General features: G+C 40.0%; 10 protein-coding genes. 8 read left to right on the forward strand and 2 right to left on the reverse strand.

Going from position 1 to position 20,873, the window contains the following annotated elements; translation table 11 throughout:
• Window positions 1-50 precede the first annotated feature (50 nt).
• From CLIN57ABFB40_RS10215 to galB, 3 genes are all read left to right on the forward strand, one after another.
• On the forward strand, window positions 51-1,355 hold the full coding sequence (locus tag CLIN57ABFB40_RS10215; protein ID WP_175629957.1) for an AAA family ATPase: 1,305 nt from the start codon (window positions 51-53) through the stop codon (window positions 1,353-1,355).
• Window positions 1,356-1,361: 6 nt separating this feature from the next.
• A complete protein-coding gene (locus CLIN57ABFB40_RS10220; RefSeq protein ID WP_175629958.1) occupies window positions 1,362-2,183 on the forward strand; it encodes a hypothetical protein in 822 nt (273 codons plus the stop codon).
• A gap of 218 nt (window positions 2,184-2,401) precedes the next feature.
• Complete coding sequence (galB, locus tag CLIN57ABFB40_RS10225) at window positions 2,402-4,849, forward strand: beta-galactosidase GalB (RefSeq protein ID WP_410489593.1); 2,448 nt, start codon at window positions 2,402-2,404, stop codon at window positions 4,847-4,849.
• Window positions 4,850-5,082: 233 nt separating this feature from the next.
• Here the strand turns inward: galB and CLIN57ABFB40_RS10230 are convergent, their stop codons facing one another.
• Window positions 5,083-5,769 (reverse strand): potassium channel family protein, encoded by a 687-nt coding sequence (locus tag CLIN57ABFB40_RS10230; RefSeq protein WP_175629960.1) that lies wholly within the window; start codon window positions 5,767-5,769, stop codon window positions 5,083-5,085.
• Between the two features lie 4 nt (window positions 5,770-5,773).
• Window positions 5,774-7,603, reverse strand: a complete 1,830-nt coding sequence (locus CLIN57ABFB40_RS10235; protein ID WP_175629961.1) for a TrkH family potassium uptake protein — start codon at window positions 7,601-7,603, stop codon at window positions 5,774-5,776.
• Window positions 7,604-7,736: 133 nt separating this feature from the next.
• On the opposite strand from CLIN57ABFB40_RS10235, the gene CLIN57ABFB40_RS10240 reads away from it, so the two are divergent.
• From CLIN57ABFB40_RS10240 to CLIN57ABFB40_RS10260, 5 genes are all read left to right on the forward strand, one after another.
• The gene (locus CLIN57ABFB40_RS10240) at window positions 7,737-9,107 is read left to right on the forward strand and encodes a TrpB-like pyridoxal phosphate-dependent enzyme (protein WP_175629962.1); all 1,371 of its coding nucleotides are present in this window, start codon (window positions 7,737-7,739) and stop codon (window positions 9,105-9,107) included.
• 134 nt (window positions 9,108-9,241) lie between these two features.
• Window positions 9,242-13,303, forward strand: coding sequence for a two-component regulator propeller domain-containing protein (locus CLIN57ABFB40_RS10245; RefSeq protein WP_175629963.1), 4,062 nt, complete (start codon window positions 9,242-9,244; stop codon window positions 13,301-13,303).
• A gap of 591 nt (window positions 13,304-13,894) precedes the next feature.
• Window positions 13,895-16,030, forward strand: coding sequence for a heparin-sulfate lyase HepC (hepC, locus tag CLIN57ABFB40_RS10250; protein ID WP_175629964.1), 2,136 nt, complete (start codon window positions 13,895-13,897; stop codon window positions 16,028-16,030).
• 423 nt (window positions 16,031-16,453) lie between these two features.
• Window positions 16,454-18,550: a heparin-sulfate lyase HepC gene (gene hepC / locus CLIN57ABFB40_RS10255; protein ID WP_175629965.1), complete on the forward strand. Its 2,097-nt coding sequence runs from the start codon at window positions 16,454-16,456 to the stop codon at window positions 18,548-18,550.
• A gap of 32 nt (window positions 18,551-18,582) precedes the next feature.
• Window positions 18,583-20,862, forward strand: a complete 2,280-nt coding sequence (locus CLIN57ABFB40_RS10260; RefSeq protein WP_175629966.1) for a surface glycan-binding family protein — start codon at window positions 18,583-18,585, stop codon at window positions 20,860-20,862.
• Window positions 20,863-20,873: the final 11 nt, after the last annotated feature.

Here is a 20,873-nt window from a genome sequence, read left to right on the forward strand (position 1 = left end):
AAATATAGAAGTCGACTGATACAAAACGTTATATTGGAGAACAATTAAATATGAAACTGAAAAAAGTACATTTAAGAAATTACCGTAACTTCAAAGACTATCAAATAGTATTCGGAGCAGGAACAACCATCCTCATCGGTAAAAATGGTATGGGCAAAACCAATATTATATCGGCTTTAAAGCAGTCATTAAGTTTTATTTTCTCCAAAAAGAAAAACGAACCCCAATATGAATTAATTGCCAGTTCAAAACAATTGGTGAAAGGATTTGCCATAACTGATGCCAGATATAGCAACGAGGGAGAATATGGATATGACTACAAATATCCGGTATCAATAGAGACTACCGCTTCAGTAGATACAAGAGCCATCAATTGGTCTTTTTATAGTGAATATGCGAAATCAGGGGTGAATAAAAAGTTATTTCAAGAAGCGAAAACAACATTTTGGAATTACTATTTATCAGAAGTTTCAGAATTTCCTGTACTAGCATTCTTTTCAGATTCTTATCCTCATGTCAAAACAAGTATCGGAAAAGATATACAAAAGATGCTTGATTCCTCTAAAGAATTACCTAAAAATATAGCCTTCTTTAATTGGGATGAAGAAAAAAACTGCACAGAAATATGGGTACAGTATTTCACCATGCAATGGAAAAATCATAAATTTAAGGAAGACCCCAAAAAAGAAGACTATATAGATGCCATTATTCAAAAAATGGTGCAATTCTCGTCTCCAATAAATGAAGACCTATCGGTACCTGAACTAGAATTGGAAACTATGGAAATAGAAGCGCGCGGTAAAAATGATGTACTGATTATGTCTTTTAAAAACGGAGATCGCATTCCATTTCATCAATTGCCACAAGGATACAAACGTATCTTCTCCATTGTTTTTGATATAGCTAACAGAAGTTACATTCTAAACCAGAACTGTAATCCTTCAGGCATTGTCTTTATTGATGAACTTGAACTGCATCTGCATCCTTCGATAGCACAGGAAATATTGGAACGTTTACAAAACTCTTTCCCAAACATACAGTTTATTGTATCAACTCATTCGCCATTAATAATTACCAACTTCAAACAGGACAATGAGAACATACTTTATAAATTGTATAAAGACGGTGAAGATTACAAGAATGAACGTGTAGATAATTTATATGGTGTAGACTATAATTCCGGACTACGCTACTCGATGGATACCCCCGAACGTGAAACATTGGTACGTGACCTTATTGAAGCTTATGAATATTGGAAAGAGGTGGACAATCAGGATATGACGAACAAATTGAAAGAGAAAATCAAGGAGGCAGTTGGTGTCTCAAGCCATCTTTATCAGTCACTTTTTGAATGATACATCATGGAGTATATTGATAAAACAACGACAGGGACTGCGGGGGAAGCTATTATTGACGCTTTCTTAAAACGACTGCAAGAAGCAGGAAAATATCCTAATGATCTGTACGAAGCATTCAAAAGTGATAAAGACGAAAATGGCAATTATTCTAAAGATAAGCTAATAAAGACTTTATTGGCAGAACAAGAAAATCGTTGTTGTTACTGTATGAAAAAGCTCGATCAGAATGAAGATGAGATAACGTTGGAACATCTGATTCTAAACAGTATTACGGAACGTGAAAAATACAATGATTATTTAAAAAGAGAGACAGTCTTGAGCCATAAAGTCTGCCTGGCTAAAGAATTTATCGATAAAAATGAAGTAAATACTCCACCTTATCCGCATACTGTAGCCTATGAGAATTTGACCGCCTCATGTAATGGGAAATTCTTTTCGAGATCTGAAAGTGTTCACTGTTGCAATCTAAAGAGAGGTAATAAATATATCAGGCCGATCGTTCTGTATAGCACAATTCATGACGAGTTTGAGTATAAAAATAATGGTTACGCAATTTGGAAGAATGAAACAGATACATTGCCACTCACTTCTACATTAGGATTGAACGATCCTATTTTAAGAATGATAAGAAGAATATGGTTACATGTAAAGACCAATCAAATAGATTTGGAAAAGACAGAAAGGCAAAATGTATTAAATGGAGTTTTAGGTCAATTCACAAATGAAGAGTTTTCTGATATTAATAATTTTAATATTCTATATAATTTCCAGAATGACGGATATTGGAATTTATTTCTAAAGTATAGTTATTTTTATTCAGCCTGAATTTAGAAGTAAATTATCAGCAATTCGATAATATTCATCTTGGCGCTATTCACTTGGGAACCTCAATGTTACGGGAATTGGAAAGGTTATAGTAAAGGCATGTCTGACGACAGCGGCAAACCCACTCATTCATTTAATACCTTTAAGAGATAAATTTATTGGAAGCTTTTTTATATCTTTACCCCGAATCCAAAATTATTTATACTTGAAAAGAAAAAATGAACATGAAACACCAAAAACAGTTAGTAACTGTACTTTTGTTGGGAGCCGCTTGCAGCCTGCAAGCGCAGCGCAGCGAGACGCTGCTCGAGAAGAACTGGAAGTTCAGTAAAGGAGATTTTAAAGAGGCTAGTCAGCCGGGGTTTAATGACACAAAATGGGAATCGGTCGTCATTCCGCACGACTGGGCTATTTTCGGTCCTTTCGACATGAACAATGACCTTCAAAATGTTGCCATCACACAGAACTTCGAGAAAAAGGCATCCTTGAAAACAGGACGAACCGGGGGACTGCCTTATGTAGGCTCCGGTTGGTATCGCACCAGTTTTGATACTCCTGCCGACAAAGAAGTAACTTTGCTCTTCGACGGCGCTATGAGTGAAGCCCGTGTCTATGTGAATGGAAAAGAGGCTTGTTTCTGGCCTTTTGGCTACAATTCTTTCCATTGCAACGTCACTCCTCTCCTGAATAAAGACGGAAAGAGTAATATACTGGCTGTACGGCTGGAAAACCGTCCGCAGTCTTCGCGCTGGTATCCGGGAGCGGGCTTGTATCGCAACGTGCACCTGATTGTTACTGATAAAGTCCATGTGCCTGTATGGGGAACACAGATTACAACTCCTCATGTGAGCAAGGAATTTGCAGCCGTGCGCCTGCAAACAAAGATAGACAATGCCGGTGAGAAAACACAAATCCGCATAGAGACGGATATTCTTTCTCCGGACGGAAAAGTAGTTACCCGTAAAGAGAATACAAGCCGTATCAATCACGGACAGCCGTTCGAACAGAATTTCATTGTAAATGCACCAGAACTCTGGTCACCGGAAAGCCCGTCACTCTACAAAGCGGTTTCCAAAATCTATGCAGACAACAAGCTGGTAGATATTTACACCACCCGCTTTGGTATCCGTAGCATCGAGTACATCGCCGATAAAGGTTTCTACCTGAATGGAAAACACCGGAAATTCCAAGGAGTATGTAATCATCACGATTTAGGCCCGTTGGGAGCCGCCATCAATGTAGCGGCACTCCGCCACCAACTTACTCTTTTGAAAGATATGGGTTGTGACGCTATCCGTACATCGCATAATATGCCGGCTCCAGAACTCGTTGAGTTATGTGACGAAATGGGATTTATGATGATGATTGAACCGTTCGACGAATGGGATATTGCCAAATGTACCAACGGTTATCACCGTTATTTCGATGAATGGGCGGAACGCGACATGGTGAATATGCTTCACAACTACCGCAATAACCCTTGTGTAGTAATGTGGAGTATTGGTAATGAAGTGCCTACTCAGTGTAGCCCCGTCGGTTATAAAGTGGCTAAATTCCTGCAAGACATCTGCCACCGTGAAGACCCGACCCGTCCTGTGACTTGCGGAATGGACCAGGTAACTTGCGTGCTTGCCAACGGCTTTGCGGCTATGATTGACATACCGGGACTTAACTATCGCACACAACGTTATAAAGAATCTTATGACCAGCTTCCACAGAACTTGATTTTGGGTAGCGAGACAGCTTCTACCGTCAGCTCACGCGGAGTCTATAAATTCCCGGTAGAAGATAAAAAAGGAGCTAAATATGAAGACCACCAATGTTCTTCGTATGATGTGGAAGTATGTCCGTGGTCAAATACCCCGGATGAAGATTTCGCTTTAGCCGATGATAACCACTGGACTATTGGGCAGTTCGTATGGACAGGATTCGATTACTTGGGCGAACCTTCGCCTTATGATGTCGATTCATGGCCGAATCATAGTTCTATGTTTGGCATTATCGACCTTGCCAGTATTCCTAAAGACCGTTACTATCTCTACCGTAGCGTATGGAACAAAAATGCAGAGACGTTGCATATCCTTCCTCATTGGACTTGGCCGGAACGTGAAGGTGAAGTAACTCCGGTATTCGTATATACCAACTACCCGACAGCCGAACTGTTTATCAATGGAAAAAGCTACGGCAAACAAAGCAAAAACAACAGTTCCTTGAAGAGCCGTTACCGCTTGATGTGGATGGATGCCGTATATGAGCCGGGCGAAGTTAAAGTAGTAGCTTATAACAAAGACGGAAAAGTTGCAGCAGAAAAAACAGTCCGCACTGCCGGTAAGCCTCATCATATCGAACTGGTGAGCAACCGCAACGAACTGACTGCTGACGGAAAAGACTTGGCTTATGTCACTGTGAAAATAGTAGACAAGGACGGTAACCTTTGCCCAGCAGATAGCCGCCTGATAAACTTCTCCGTAAAAGGAGCCGGGAAATTCCGGGCAGTAGCCAACGGAGACCCCACCAATCTGGAACAATTCCATCTCCCGAAGATGCACGCTTTCTACGGGATGTTGACCGCTATTGTACAGACAGATGAAATAGCCGGAGAAATCATACTGACTGCCAAAGCAAGCGGTGTGAAAGCCGGAACAGTCCGTCTTCAGTCAAAATAATTAATGTCAGTTCGATATAACTTTGTCCGCATGGTTTCCCCTCCTTCGGGAAGGAGGGGAAACCATGCGGACGGGGTGGTAGGATAAACGAGGTTCTTTATATCTTATTGTAAATAACAGACTTATGTACTTACCTACCACCTCCCCCTACGGGGACTCCTCCTTCCCGAAGGAGGAGAATCAGAATAGTACAAGTTTATATCGAACTCTGGTTAAGTTAACATAAATAATCATCAAATAGCCTTCCAAAAAGACTGAAAATCCCGGTATTTACCATAGCAAACCAGTTCATCCCCCTCTTCTACTTTCTCATTTTCCGGCAGTTCGTTCTTCACATGAAGTTCCGTCAGGGAAATCCCCAGGCAATTGGTTACTTTATCCGCACGCTTCAGTCCGATGAGTTTCAGGTGGAATTCTTCATACAAGTTCAGCTCATTGACAAAGTATCCCACAAACTTTCTCGGTACAGTGAACTTTACGACATAGTATTCCGAATCAATGCGGAAAGCTTCCATGTTTGTCCCGAAATCAAGTAATTGTACCAGACTACGGGCTGCGTCCTCTTCCGGTGTCAATATTTTCTCCAGGCTGAAAGCTTCCAGCACAGCTTTATGAACTCCATCAATTGCACGGGCATAAATACGAGTCACCTTTTTCTGTTTCAACAAAGCTACTACCCGCACAGACGCACCGAAATTCTCGCCAATCGCGACAATCACTACATCCACACTATTCAGCGGAAGAACCGCTAAAGACTGTTCATCCGTCGCATCAATCACAAATGCAGTGGCAATCTTGTCTTTGATGCTGTCCACACGGCTCTCACTAATATCCGCACCAATAATCTCGTGTCCCAATGCAGACAATTCTTCGGCCAGCACATAGCCGTAATTTCCTAAACCGATAATAATATACTTCATATCTTTAGTTTATGATTATGTTATCACTCGGATAACGGTATTTTGTATTCTTTTTCTGTTTCACAATTCCGAGCATCAACGTAATCAGACCCACACGCCCGATAAACATCAATAATGCCACCAATAATTTACTTGCGTCACATAACTTCGGAGTCAGATTCAAGCTGGAACCTACCGTACTAAGTGCCGACACACATTCGAAAGTCAATGCCATCAAGGATACCTGAGGTTCAAGGATGCTCAATATAAAGACAAAGAGGAACAGCACTCCCAATGACATGACTACCGTAGCATTGGAACGCCGGATAGAATCGTGCGAAAGCTCCCTGCCGAATACCTCCACACGCTCCGTTCCACGCAGCACAGCTACAAGGTTCAGGACAACTACTGCAAAAGCATTTACCTTCACACCACCGGCAGTAGACTGGGCGCCACCACCAACCCACATCAAGACTAAATAAACCAATAAAGTCTGTACACTCAACGAAGCCAGGTCGACACTATTAAAACCTGCTGTTCGCGGACAAGTGGCATTAAAGAAAGCCTGCGTCCATTTATCTGCCACGGGCATTCCTGCAAATGAAGCGTTCCATTCAAAAGCGGCAATCGCCAACGTGCCGATAACCAACAGCAGGAAAGTCATTATCAGTACAATCTTCGTATTCAGATTATAGAGATGAAGCATACGGTGCTTTTCCAGTTTGCGGGTACGTACAAACTTCCAGAAATGACGCAAATGATACAATACAATATCTTTGAAATTGACCAGGATAGGAAAACCGATACCGCCCAAAATAATCAGAAAAGAAACAGAGATAAACAACCAATTATGATTAGTCATCACCATCGGATTGCCCAAATTGCCGGAAAGCGTGGAGAATCCGGCATTACAGAAAGCAGAAATGGAATGGAAAGCAGAAAAAGCCAGCTCACTCTCCAGACTCATTCCCAATGTGCCGTGAATGCTGAACCAGATAGAAACCATACCGATGCCTTCAATCACCAAGGTAAATCCAAGTATATATAATAAGGTGGACAGCAACGAACCTAACGAATCGGAACTGACCATATCGCGTACCACCAACTGGTTATAAAGAGAAGTATTTCCCATAAAGAACATCGCAAAGAAGCTGGTCAAGGTCATCACTCCCAATCCGCCTATCTGAATCAGCAGGATAATGACAACAAGACCACCGGTAGTAAACGTAGTCGATACATCGACCGGGACTAATCCCGTGACACATACCGCACTCGTAGCCGTGAACAACGAATCAACCCATGTGATGCCGTTCACCGTACATCGTGGCAACATCAGCAGCCCTGTGCCAATCAGAATAATAGCAAGAAAGCTGACTGCCAGTATCAAAGACGGATTGGTACGGCGTCCCAACAGGCGCACCAGGCCGTTGGACAAATTCAAGAAAGAGAAAACCAGCAATAATACCAAATGATAGAACTTTCCATGCAGGAACTCCCAAAACTGCAGAATAGCCCCTTCCTCCTCCGGTTGATGAAAAATAACAGGTATCAAAGTGAGATATAACAAGACACTTAGTATCCATGCCAACCTTCGATATTGCTTCTTGGTACTTCGGTATTCAAGGGAGATGTGCAGGGTGACATCAATCAGAAAGATAACCCATACGGCTTTATACAGGACTTGTATTTTCGCTATTTCATCCACCGACAGCGGAAAGCCATGTTCGTAAATAACCCCGACAATCAGCGCAAGAGACGCTAAATAAGTCAATGCTTCTACCAAGCCTAGTATAATACGTATATAAGGTTTCAGTAGTTTGTTTTGGTATAACAAGAATTTATGATAAATCTTCATATCATATTTTTTATAGAATCGTGCAAACTTAACTAAAATAACAATCGAAACCGATTCTTTGTTGACAAAATTATCCGAATATTATTTTTTTTTGTCTACATTTGGCAGCAGAAAAATTAAAAACCACAATATTATGAGTGACAAAAGAAAACGGTATATCCTACCGGAAGAAGAAATTCCACACTACTGGTACAACATTCAGGCCGATATGGTAAACAAACCGATGCCGCCGTTGCATCCGGGAACCAAGCAACCTTTGAAAGCAGAAGACCTGTTTCCTATTTTTGCAGAAGAACTATGCCGCCAGGAACTGAATCAGACTGACGCATGGATTGAAATACCCGAAGAAGTACGCGAAATGTACAAGTATTACCGCAGTACTCCGTTGGTACGCGCTTACGGATTGGAAAAAGCACTCGGTACTCCGGCACATATCTATTTCAAGAATGAAAGTGTCAGTCCTATCGGTTCCCACAAACTGAACTCCGCTTTGGCGCAGGCTTATTATTGCAAGCAGGAAGGCGTTACCAATATCACCACCGAAACCGGTGCCGGACAATGGGGAGCCGCTCTTTCTTACGCAGCTAAAGTATTCGGCTTGGAAGCAGCCGTTTATCAGGTAAAAATCAGCTACGAGCAGAAACCTTACCGCCGCAGCATCATGCAGACTTTCGGAGCACAAGTCACTCCTTCTCCATCCATGTCTACCCGCGCAGGTAAAGATATCCTGACCGCGCATCCCAATTACCAGGGTTCGTTGGGTACAGCTATCTCGGAAGCTATCGAGCTGGCACAAATGACTCCTAATTGTAAATACACACTCGGTTCGGTACTTAGCCACGTAGCTCTGCACCAGACAATTATCGGTCTGGAAGCTGAAAAGCAAATGGAAATGGCGGGCGAATATCCCGATGTAGTTATCGGTTGCTTCGGTGGCGGTTCCAACTTTGGCGGTATCTCTTTCCCATTCATGCGACATAACATTCTGGAAGGAAAGAAAACCCGTTTCGTTGCTGCCGAGCCCGCTTCTTGTCCGAAACTGACACGCGGCAAATTCCAATATGACTTCAGCGACGAGGCAGGATATACTCCGCTGCTTCCGATGTTTACATTGGGACACAATTTTGCTCCGGCCCATATTCATGCCGGTGGTCTTCGTTATCATGGTGCAGGCGTTATCGTTTCCCAGTTACTCAAAGACGGTCTGATGGAAGCGGTGGATATCCAGCAATTGGAATCATTCGAAACCGGTTGCCTGTTTGCACAAATGGAAGGTATTATCCCGGCTCCGGAATCCTGCCATGCTATCGCTGCCGCTGTCCGCGAAGCCAACAAGTGCAAGGAAACAGGAGAAGAGAAAGTAATCCTGTTCAACCTGTCCGGTCATGGGTTAATCGACATGGCTTCTTATGATAAATATCTGGCCGGTGATTTGGTCAACTATTCATTGACAGATGAAGATATCCAGAAGAATCTGGATGAGATAGGTGATTTAGCTAAATAATCTTTCTGATTTTTAAATCAAGTAATATAAGAGGGCCCGGAACTATTTCCGGGCTTATTTTTTCTATTCTTCATTATACTGTATAGAAAAGATTTTATTACCTTTGGCGCCACTATTAATCTTATGACCTAATAATGAGCTATCTAAAGAATATAATAATCTGTCTGTTCTTTCTATGCATAGGAACAAATTCTGCTTTTTCCGAGATTCCGGAACAAATAAATTTCTCCTATATTTCTATTAATGAAGGATTGTCTCAAAGTACCGTATTCGCCATTGACCAGGATAAACGGGGCAATATGTGGTTTGCGACCTATGATGGAGTGAACAAATATGACGGGTATGCCTTCACGGTCTATCAGCACAATGAGGATGACCCTAACAGCATAGCCAATGATATTTCACGAATTGTAAAAACAGATAGCCAGGGACGGGTTTGGATAGGCACACGGGACGGGCTGTCATGCTACGATGAAGAAAAAGACCTGTTCAACAACTTTTTCTACGAGAAGAAAGGGAAACGGCAGCAAATCAACGGCATTGCCGAAATTTCACCGGAACAATTGCTTATAAGCACACCAGAAGGGCTTATCATGTTCGACATAAAAGAATCCAAATTTGTGGACGATTCTTTCAGCACAGCCATGCATAAGATTATAGCTGCCGCTCTTTACAGGCATGGAGATGTAATCTATATCGGTACAATGGAGAACGGGCTTTATAGCTACTCTATCCCACAGAAAAGCCTGGAAAAGGTGACTCCTATATCAGGCACCAAACGGATTCAATCTATCTTGCAGCAATCTCCTACCCGCATATGGATAGCTACCGAAGGAGCCGGCCTGCTTCTGTTCAACCCGAAAACCAACGAAGTTAAGACATACCTCCATTCCTCTTCCAATCCTAAAAGTATCAGCTCCAATTATATCCGTTCGTTGGCACTGGATTCACAAAACCGTTTATGGATAGGTACATTCAATGATTTGAATATTTATCATGAGGCAAGTGACTCATTTATTTCATATAGTAGCAGTCCGGTAGAAAAAGGCAGCCTGTCGCAACGTTCGGTACGCAGTATCTTTATGGATTCTCAGGGGGGCATGTGGCTGGGAACTTATTTCGGCGGATTAAACTATTACCATCCCATCCGGAACCGGTTCAAGACCATACAGCGTATTCCTTATAAGAACTCATTGAGTGACAATGTAGTAAGTTGTATTGTAGAAGATAAGGACAAGAATCTTTGGATAGGAACTAATGATGGCGGACTGAACCTATACAACACCAAGACACAACAGTTTACACATTATGCATTGCAGGAAAGCGAACGGGAAATAGGAATTGGTTCCAATAACATCAAAGCTGTATATGTAGACGAGCAGAAGTCACTGGTATATATCGGTACTCATGCCGGCGGGCTGACTGTCCTTCACCGCAACAGCGGACGAATGGAAAGTTTTAACCAGACTAACAGCCAGTTGGTGAATGAAAACGTTTACGCTATTATCCCCGATGAGGGTGGCAATCTACTGCTAGGAACATTGAGTGCCTTAGTCAGTTTCAATCCCGCCACACAAAGTTTTACAACCATAGATAAAGAGAAAGACGGTACTCCGTTCACGCCCCAGCAGATTACGACTCTGTTCAGGGATTCACATAATCGGCTTTGGGTCGGCGGTGAAGAAGGGGTATCAGTTTTCCAGCAACAAGGATTGGATATACAAAAGGCTTCTATTCTTCCGTTGTCTTCCGTTACGAAAATGTTCACCAACTGCATTTACGAAGCAAATAACGGTGTCATTTGGATAGGTACGCGTGAGGGGGTCTATTGCTTTAATGAGAAAGAAAAGAAAATCAAACGATATACTACTACCAATGGTTTGCCTAATAATGTAGTCTATGGTATCCTGGAAGATACTTTCGGACGACTTTGGCTGAGTACCAACCGGGGTATTTCCTGCTTTAACCCGGAAACTGAAAAGTTCCGTAACTTTACCGAATCGGACGGTCTGCAAAGCAACCAGTTCAATACTTCCTCGTATTGCCGCACTTCCAGCGGACAAATGTATTTCGGGGGTATCAACGGTATCACAACTTTCCGTCCGGAATTACTGCTGGACAACCCTTATACCCCACCTGTAGTAATAACCAAACTGCAACTGTTCAATAAAACAGTCCGCCCCGATGACGAGACTGGCATCCTGACCAAGAATATCAATGAAACGGAAAGTATCACATTGAAATCATGGCAAACGGCTTTTACCATCGAGTTTGTGGTATCCAACTATATTTCGGGACAGCACAATACATTTGCCTATAAGCTGGAAGGTTATGACAAAGAGTGGTATTATCTGACAGACAAACGTTCTGTCTCCTACTCCAACCTGCCGCAAGGTACTTATCATTTCCTCGTAAAGGCTGCCAATAGCGACGGAAAATGGAATATGACTCCCACCGTACTCGAAATCATAGTCCTGCCCATATGGTACAAGACTTGGTGGGCGATACTTCTTTTCCTCGCCACTTTCATCGGTTTCATCACTTTCGTATTCCGTTTCTTCTGGATGCGGAAAAGCATGGAAGCGGAACTGGAAATAGAACGCAGGGACAAGGAACACCAGGAAGAAATCAACCAGATGAAGATGCGTTTCTTCATCAATATTTCTCATGAGTTGCGTACTCCGCTGACCCTTATCTTAGCTCCTTTACAGGAAATTATCAACAAGATAAGCGACCGCTGGACACGGAACCAACTGGAGTATATCCAGCGAAATGCCAATCGCCTGTTGCATTTGGTCAATCAGTTGATGGATTACCGCCGGGCCGAACTTGGAGTATTTGAATTAAAGGTAAAAAAAGAAAATGCCCACCAGTTGATACATGACAATTTCCTATTCTATGATAAACTGGCGCGTCATAAAAAGATTACCTATACGCTTCACTCGGAATTGGAAGACAAAGAGGTACTTTTCGACCCCAATTACCTGGAACTGATAGTCAACAATCTGCTTTCAAATGCTTTCAAATATACAGAAAGCGGACAAAGCATTACCGTGACTCTGAAAGAGGAAAATAATTACCTGATACTGCAAGTCAGTGATACAGGTATCGGCATTCCTATCAACAAACAAGGCAAGATATTCGAACGATTCTATCAGATTGAAAGCGAGCACGTGGGAAGCGGTATCGGTCTTTCATTGGTACAACGCTTGATTGAATTACATCACGGCCGCATTGAACTGGATAGCGAAGAGGGTAAAGGCAGTACGTTCTCTGTATATCTTCCGCAGGATATAAATACCTACAAGCCATCCGAATTAGCTTCCAATGATAGCAAAAACGAAGAAGAACAGGTATATTCTACCAATTCCAAAGAGATGTATTTCATTGATACGGAAAAGGTGGAAAATGAAGCCATAGAATCAGGTGACAAGAAACGGGGAACCATTCTTATCGTAGAAGACAATAACGAAATCCGCCATTATCTCAGCAGCGGACTTTCCGAACTATTCAATACACTGGAAGCCGGTAACGGTGAAGAGGCTTTGGAGAAACTGAAAGACAATGAAGTCGACATTATTGTTACGGATGTGATGATGCCCGTAATGGACGGTATCAAACTATGTAAGAATGTGAAACAGAATATCCGTACCTGCCATATCCCGGTTATTATCCTGTCAGCCAAAAGCGAGATTAAAGACCAGATGGAAGGTCTGCAAATGGGTGCGGATGATTATATCCCCAAACCATTCTCTCTTGCCATACTGACTACGAAGATACAGAACATGATGCGTACCCGCAGACGTATGCTCGAACGCTATTCCAAATCTCTGGAAGTGGAACCGGAAAAAATTACGTTCAATGCCATGGATGAAGCGTTACTGAAACGCGCCGTAACCATTGTAGAAAAGAATATGGACAACATCGAATTCTCTACAGACGAGTTTGCCAGAGAAATGAATATGAGCCGCTCCAATCTGCACCTGAAATTAAAAGCTATCACAGGTGAATCGACTATCGACTTTATTCGCAAGATTCGCTTTAATGAGGCTGCCAAATTACTGAAGGACGGACGTTATACAGTAGCGGAAGTAAGTACGATGGTAGGATTCAATACGCCGTCTTACTTTGCTACAAGCTTCAAGAAGTATTTCGGATGTTTGCCTACGGAGTATATCAAGAAGGCTAAAGGATAATTCCAAGAACTAATAATTCCATTCCCTGCCACATTTTTGTATTTATTCTAAGTTTTATAAGGGGAAATACAAAAATGTCGCAGAGTTCATAATCAACACTTTAAGTCCAAAAACAGGGCTAAATCAAGATTAGTTTACAAAAAACAATAGGATGATTTTGCTTTTTTCAGACGGAAAACTGCATTTTTATCATAATATCCTATTTGTCAACACATTATCTACAATTACCGTCTATTTTTTACCATTAGTGAATTGCAGTTGTGCAATCGTCAAGTTACACTTGTCCTTCCAAGCAGATACACAAGTGTAACTCATGAGTTACTCAACTGCAACAGATTAACTCTATTAGAAGAAATCACTAAAAGGATAGCATGATTTATACAATTCAATTAGATGAAATCATTAAAACTTCCGCATAAATTGGAGAAAGAATACGGTCCTTTATACATATCAAACAGTATCATTACACAAATTTGATATACTATTCGATAAAACTATTAACAACAAAGCTACTTTCTCCCATATATTTGCATAGAGTTAGTAACCATCTCAAATATAAAATCAAAATCTATCCAAACTAAAGTTTATACTATGAATTGCAAAAACAGATTCCGAATTAATATATGGCTGTTTCTTATCATTACACTCGCAGGATGTACAGATAATGATATTCCACAAAAAGAAAATAACGACATTCCACCGAAAGAGGAACCGACACCCCCAAAAGAGGATACTGAAGAATCCTTATTTGATATTCTCAATCTTGATTATTCCGGATTAGAAGAAGTGAAGGCTTTGTATAAAGCCGGTGATAACAATGCAGCCATGCAAAAACTGCTTACCTATTACCAAAACAGAACTGAGATTCTAAATCCGAATCTATCTGCCACCCTTAATGAAACAGAACAGGGTTATGCTGACTATGCGATAAACGAATATCGTTTTTATGTCAATGACAATTATCTGGAAGATAAAACCAGAAAGATTCCTTATTCATTGCAAAACAACGATAAAACAATCAATTGGGAATTCTCTCCAAAGGGTGCTGATAATGAATATCAGAAACAATTACATCGTCACAATTGGATGCCTCTTCAAGGGAAAGCCTATCAAAACTCGCACGATGAGAAATACATACTCTCATGGAAAGAGGTATATACCGACTGGATTGCCAAGCACCCCAAACCGGATGGAAAACCGGACAAATTCAAATGGTATCAACTCCAAGTATCCACACGCATCATGGGACAAACAGAGTCATTTGAGTATTTCAAGTCCTCTCCCAACTTCACTTCTGAATGGCTTTCTTTTTTCCTCATACACTTTGCAGAGCACGCTGATTATTTGTCTATGTACAAATATGCCGGAGAAAACAATATTCTACTGAGCCAGGCAGTAGCATTAGTATTTGCAGGTACTCTATTCCCTGAACTTAAAAATGCCCCACAATGGCAAAAAACGGGATGCGACATCATCAATGAACAGACCACAAAGTTATTTTTAAAAGATGGAATGACGAATGACCTCTCACTCCATTATCATATAGGCATAGTGGACGGCCTATACGATTTAAAAAGACTCATCCAATTGAACAAGCTACCGGACAATCTGCTTTCTCCGGAACTGGACAACGCCTTACTGAAAGCGACTAAAGTCGTCATGCATTTTACATATCCCAGTTACTTCACAAAAGGAAGTAAGAATTGCAGTCCCGCATTCAATGATTCGTGGATAAAAACACGAAGTGTCTTGAATAAGAATTTCGTAAAATACGCTGAAATGTACCCGGATGATTCAGAACTTAACTACATGAAAACTTATGGACAAGGAACTCCGCCCGATAATAAAATCAAAACATTCGAATATTCGGGATTTTATGTACTACGCAATGGCTGGACTCCCCAATCGACGATGTTGATACACAGTAACAATATATCTTCCAAGTTAGAAGACTCAAGCCACAACCAGCTCGATAACGGAACATTCGAACTATATCACAACGGTCGTAATTTCTTTCCGGATTCCGGTGTTTGCTCTTATATGAAAGAAAATGATACGGAAGTAATGGAATTACGCAGATGGTTTCGCCAAACCAAGGCACACAACACTATGGTTCTGGGACAATCGAAAGAGCATGAAGCTACCGGAAGCGAAAATATCAACAAGGCACAAGGCAAATTATTATTATCGGAAGAAAACGATAACCACCAACTAATAGTAACGGAAAACCAAGGATATAGCAACTTCAAACATCGACGTGCCATCTTCTATATAAAAAAGCCTGTCGAATTCTTCGCTTTCGTAGATGAAGGATTCGGAACAGCTAGCGGATATTCCAAATTATATTTCCACCTTTGTGATGAGACATCAATCAACAATGTGAACTTGGATATTCAAGAGGCAGGTGCGCACACCACTTTTGAAGATAACAACAACCTGATTATCCGCAGTTTTGGGAATCAGGACATTACATTAAAACCTTTTGAGGGACGAATCTCTTATCAGACAGATAGAAAATTCTCCGTCAGAAAAGCTTATTCACTTGTCATGGAAAAGAAGAAAAATGTTCCCGTACGATATATAACTATATTGTATCCGGTAACTACAGACGCTAATCACAAGATTAATGCTACATTTACAGACAATCCTTCTAATTCAGATAATGTCTCCATTGAGGTGACTATTGATAATGAAACATACAACCTGGATTACCAACTCAAGAATTAATATAAAAACAACATGGCCACCAGAACAAAAATGAGGTATTCGGAATTCCCTGACTACCGACTGGATACTTTGCCCTACATCCCAAAGGAGAAATTATCAGTGGCAAAATGTGCTTCAACCTTTGGTTCAGGAATAGGAGTCGCATCATATTTGGATTAAAAATCATCTAATAAGACATCTAAGAATGTACAATAGCAATCTTGTAAGTATAATAGGCATAGATTACATTATGGTACATAACAAGCCTGTTATCAGAGCTATAGCAGTTTTTTTAAACAGAAGTAATATATAATTCAACAAATTTAATATCAAAAAAATCATTTTTAAACAAAGCTTGAACAAGACAGCTTATTGATTAGAAATAAACAGATTACATTTGCGAACAGTAAAATATAACTTTTAATAATTAAAACCTAATAAAGCATGAAGAACATCTTCTTTATTTGCGTGTTCTCACTGATTGCATTTACAGGATGCACAGATGATGACGAACTCTACAAAAACAGTGGTGGAAACTCTACAGAAGAAGAGTCAACACTACCTAATGAAGACATTGATCAAAATCTATTTGAAGCCCTTAATCTAGATTATCCAGGATTAGAGCAAGTGAAAGCTTGGTATGAATCAGGAAATTACTATTCGGCTGCAAAAGCTCTGCTAGACTATTACAAAGGTAGAATTGGAATAACCAATCCCAATGTATCATTAATGAATCCTACCATTACAGAAGACGAGCAGTTATTTGCTGACTATGCAATGGATAAATATCGCTTTTACGTCAACAAGAACTATTTCCAAAACGAGGCAAAAAAGCAACCTTGGTCATTGCAAAACGAAGACAAGACCATAAATTGGCAATTCAAACCGGAAGGAGCCGATGCAGAGTACCAAAAACAACTTCATCGCCACTATTGGATGCCTTACCAAGGAAAAGCATATTTAGTTTCTAAAGATGAAAAATATATTTCATCTTGGAAAGAAGTATATACAGATTGGATTAAACAAAATCCCAAACCTGAAACTCCCAACACTACTACTTGGTGGCAATTACAAGTATCGACCCGCATCATGGGACAAACGGAGTTATTCGAATACTTCAAATTCTCTCAAAATTTCACTCCCGAATGGCTTTCATTCTTTTTAGCGCACTTTGCAGAACATGCTGACTATTTAGCAGCTTTCCGCTATCAAGATGAAAACAATATTTTATTAAGCCAAGGTACAGCCTTAGCTTTTGCAGGAACACTATTCCCTGAGTTCAAAAATGCCTCTAAATGGCAAGAAATGGGATTTGATATTCTCAATAAACAAGTAAAAAAACAATGCTTGACAGACGGAATGTTCAATGACCTTTCATTGCACTATCATATAGGTAGCCTAAATGAATTTTACAATCTAAGAAAATTAGTAGCCCAGAATAGGCTTCCAGACAACATATTCGATCCAGAAGTCGATAAGATTCTCGAAAAAGCAGCTGAGTTAGTAATGCATTTCACTTACCCTAGTTATTTCAAGCCTAAATCAAATGAATTCTGCACATCAGCTCTTAATGATTCATGGATAAAGCAAAGAAGTACATTAGAAAAGAACTTCAAAAACTATGCTGAGATGTTCCCAAACAGACAAGATTTCCGTTTTATGGCAACCATTGGCGCAGAAGGTACGGCTCCTAGTACAGAAATGAAAACATTTGAAACCTCAGGACATTATATATTACGTAACGGTTGGGGAGATCATGATACTTATAATAAAACAACAGTTCTAATTCATAGCAATAATTACTCAAGCGACAATATGGATATCTGGAGTCACAACCAACCAGATAATGGAACATTCGAGTTATATTACAACGGACGTAATTTCTTTCCAGACTCAGGTGTTTGTTCATATGTCGGCAACAGTGAGGCCAATACAATAAGAAATTGGTTTCGCCAAACTAAAGTTCACAATACTTTAACATTAAATGAAGAAAACATTTCTACAGCACAAGGAAAGTTGCTCACAAAAGTAGAAGGTAATACAGAAATTATTGTCACTGAAAACCAAGGATATAGTAACTTCAAACATCGTCGTGCTATATTCTTTGTGAACAAAAAATTCTTTGTATTTGTAGATGAAGGATTTGGAAATGCTACAGGAGTAGCTAATTTATGTTTCCATCTTTGTGAAGGAGATGAAGTTAAATTAGACGCAGACAAATATGGAGCTCATACAGAGTTTTCAGATAAAAGCAATATCCTTGTACGTAGCTTTGGTGAAGGTATTACTTATGATCCATTTGAAGGTCGCATAGCATACAATACAGATGGAAAGTTTAACTCCCGCAAAGCCTACTTCCTAAATATGAATAAAGCTGCGGATACGCCTGTTCGTTACATTACTGTAATATATCCCACAGAGGATGCTACTACCCATACAATTAACGCTCAATTTACCGATGCAGACAAAGACCATACTAAAGGTGTAGCAATCGAAGTTGAAGTAGACGGCAAAACATATAAATTGAGCTACAATTTATAATCAATTCAATTAATAACTAATATCTATATACAATGAGTCTAAAAAAAATAACATCAAGTTTTTGGGCGATTTTGGCAGTAGTATCATTGAGCTTGCTCAATATTTCTTGCTCCGACACAGAGACTACTGACTCGACCAATTTCGTAATTTATTATACCGGTATGACGGATATAGGTCCGTCTATGGTAGGCACTATTAGCCAACCTACATATAAAGGTAATACTCCCTCGGATTTTGCAATCTCTAGTATTACTTTGAATGGTGAGCCATATTCCGGAGACTGTTTCGAGATTGATTCTGAGACAGGAAAGATTTCAGTACAAAACACCAAAAATGCCAGTACCGGACGTTACAGCATTTCTATTTCATGTGTATCCGGTGGAAAAACATATAATTTCCCGGACATTGTAGTCGTTAAACTATTAGCAGCTGCTCCGGAAGGCGTAGTTGTAACTCCCAATTTGTTGAAAGCAGATTACGGTGATATTATAGATATCAATAGTATTGCAGATATGCCAACCGCAATGGTAACTACAGAAGGAGAGCATATCTCTATCACAAGTTACAAAATCGGTGCAGTGGAATTAGTCACAAATGAAGAAGGAGCATCTGCCCCTTCTTATCAACCATTAGACGAGGAGTATAACAAATGTTTTACAATTTCTACTGATGGAGAATTTTCGATAGCACAAGGTGAAGTTTCGGAGAAACTAGAACCTGCCATTTATAGCATTTCACTTATCTTAGGTACAAAGGTAGAGGAAACTATGTTGGAAAGAGCCGTTATGTTTCAAGTTACTTCCAAACCATTAGAACTTATATATTCTAATAACTACGGTAAAATAGAAGAAAAAACCAATGAAGATCCTACTACTTTCAAATCTGTAGTTCCATCATTTAAAGGTTCTACAGACGGATTAACGTTTAGTATCTATAGTGTATCCCCTTCTACCGACAAGATTAAGATTAATGAAAAGAATGGTCAAATATATGTAGAAGACGGACATGGATTTAAAAAAGGAGAAATATATACTATCAGTGTATGTGCAAGAAATATGTATAATACAGAGGAAGAAGTAGGTAAAATCTTCAATGATATATATACTTTGGAAACTGTTGACTTTATCAAACCAATTACTAAATTCAGTTACACAGAAGATGGTAATAATAAGATTAAAAAGGTAGAACTTGCACGATATACTATTGTACCGGAAATAGAAGGAGATGAGGTTTTATATAAATTCTCCAATGTACCTGATGAGCTTAAAAATAGTGGAGTAACATTCAATGAAAATGATGGTTCAATATCTGCAATCAAAGGTAATAAGGTAGCCAAAGGAACATATACTTTCTCTGTAACGGCTGAAAACACCAAAGGACCAAAAACAATTGAAGTTACACTTGAAATTATAGATAATCCAAACAAGTTCACTTATATTCATTATGGAAATAACTTAGGTGCAGATGGTGCAGAATTAGAAGGAGACATATATCAAAATCAATTCAGATTCTACAGTAATCAATTCAGTTCATATTTCCCTACTCCTACAACAGATTATAACGGAGATGCTACCGACCTAAAATGGAGTGCTGAAATGATTAGATTCCTAGAGCCAGCAGGTGGATATCCAAAAGCAAATGGTCAGATTAGATTCAAAAATTGGAAAGACAATCAAGTTGGTATCTTGCTTGTAACAGCAACTGCCGGTGATGACCCCGACACTCAAGTTACTGTTAGTGTTCCTGTATTTGTTCATATGCTTAAATCGCCAGTTTATCAAATTGAATATACACCTTTTGTTTTGCATGTGAATCCCAAAGTTGGTGGAACTTCTACATCGCCCAAAATTACAACAAAAGGAGCTGACTTAACAGAAGAGCAACGTTCTATGTTTTTATTAGACTATAGACGTACATTCCTTTATTATAATTTTGGAGGTAAACGTTCAGATGGAACATTCCATGAAGATGGAAGACCTGATGCAGATCCTATATCTCCATTCATGCAAAATCTATGGGATAAGTGTGGTGCCGGCTTCGGAACTAAAACGCCATTATCATATTACAATGGAACAACAGCAAAAACAGACTGGTCAAAGACTTTAGGGTATGTAGACAATAGTAATGACAAGAATAAACGACATACTGTTAATATTCTAGCTAACCAATGGAATGATGACGGTTGGGCAAACGGTTTCCTTGTGGGAGCTATGACTTATACGGAAACAGGAGACATTAGCAAATTGAATGGTGGAACAGAAATAGCCCCATTCATTGTATGGTTTGATGAAAACTATGAAGAACAAAAATAAATTAATATGAT

It is taken from the genome of Bacteroides acidifaciens, from assembly GCF_903181435.1.
Lineage (GTDB): Bacteria > Bacteroidota > Bacteroidia > Bacteroidales > Bacteroidaceae > Bacteroides.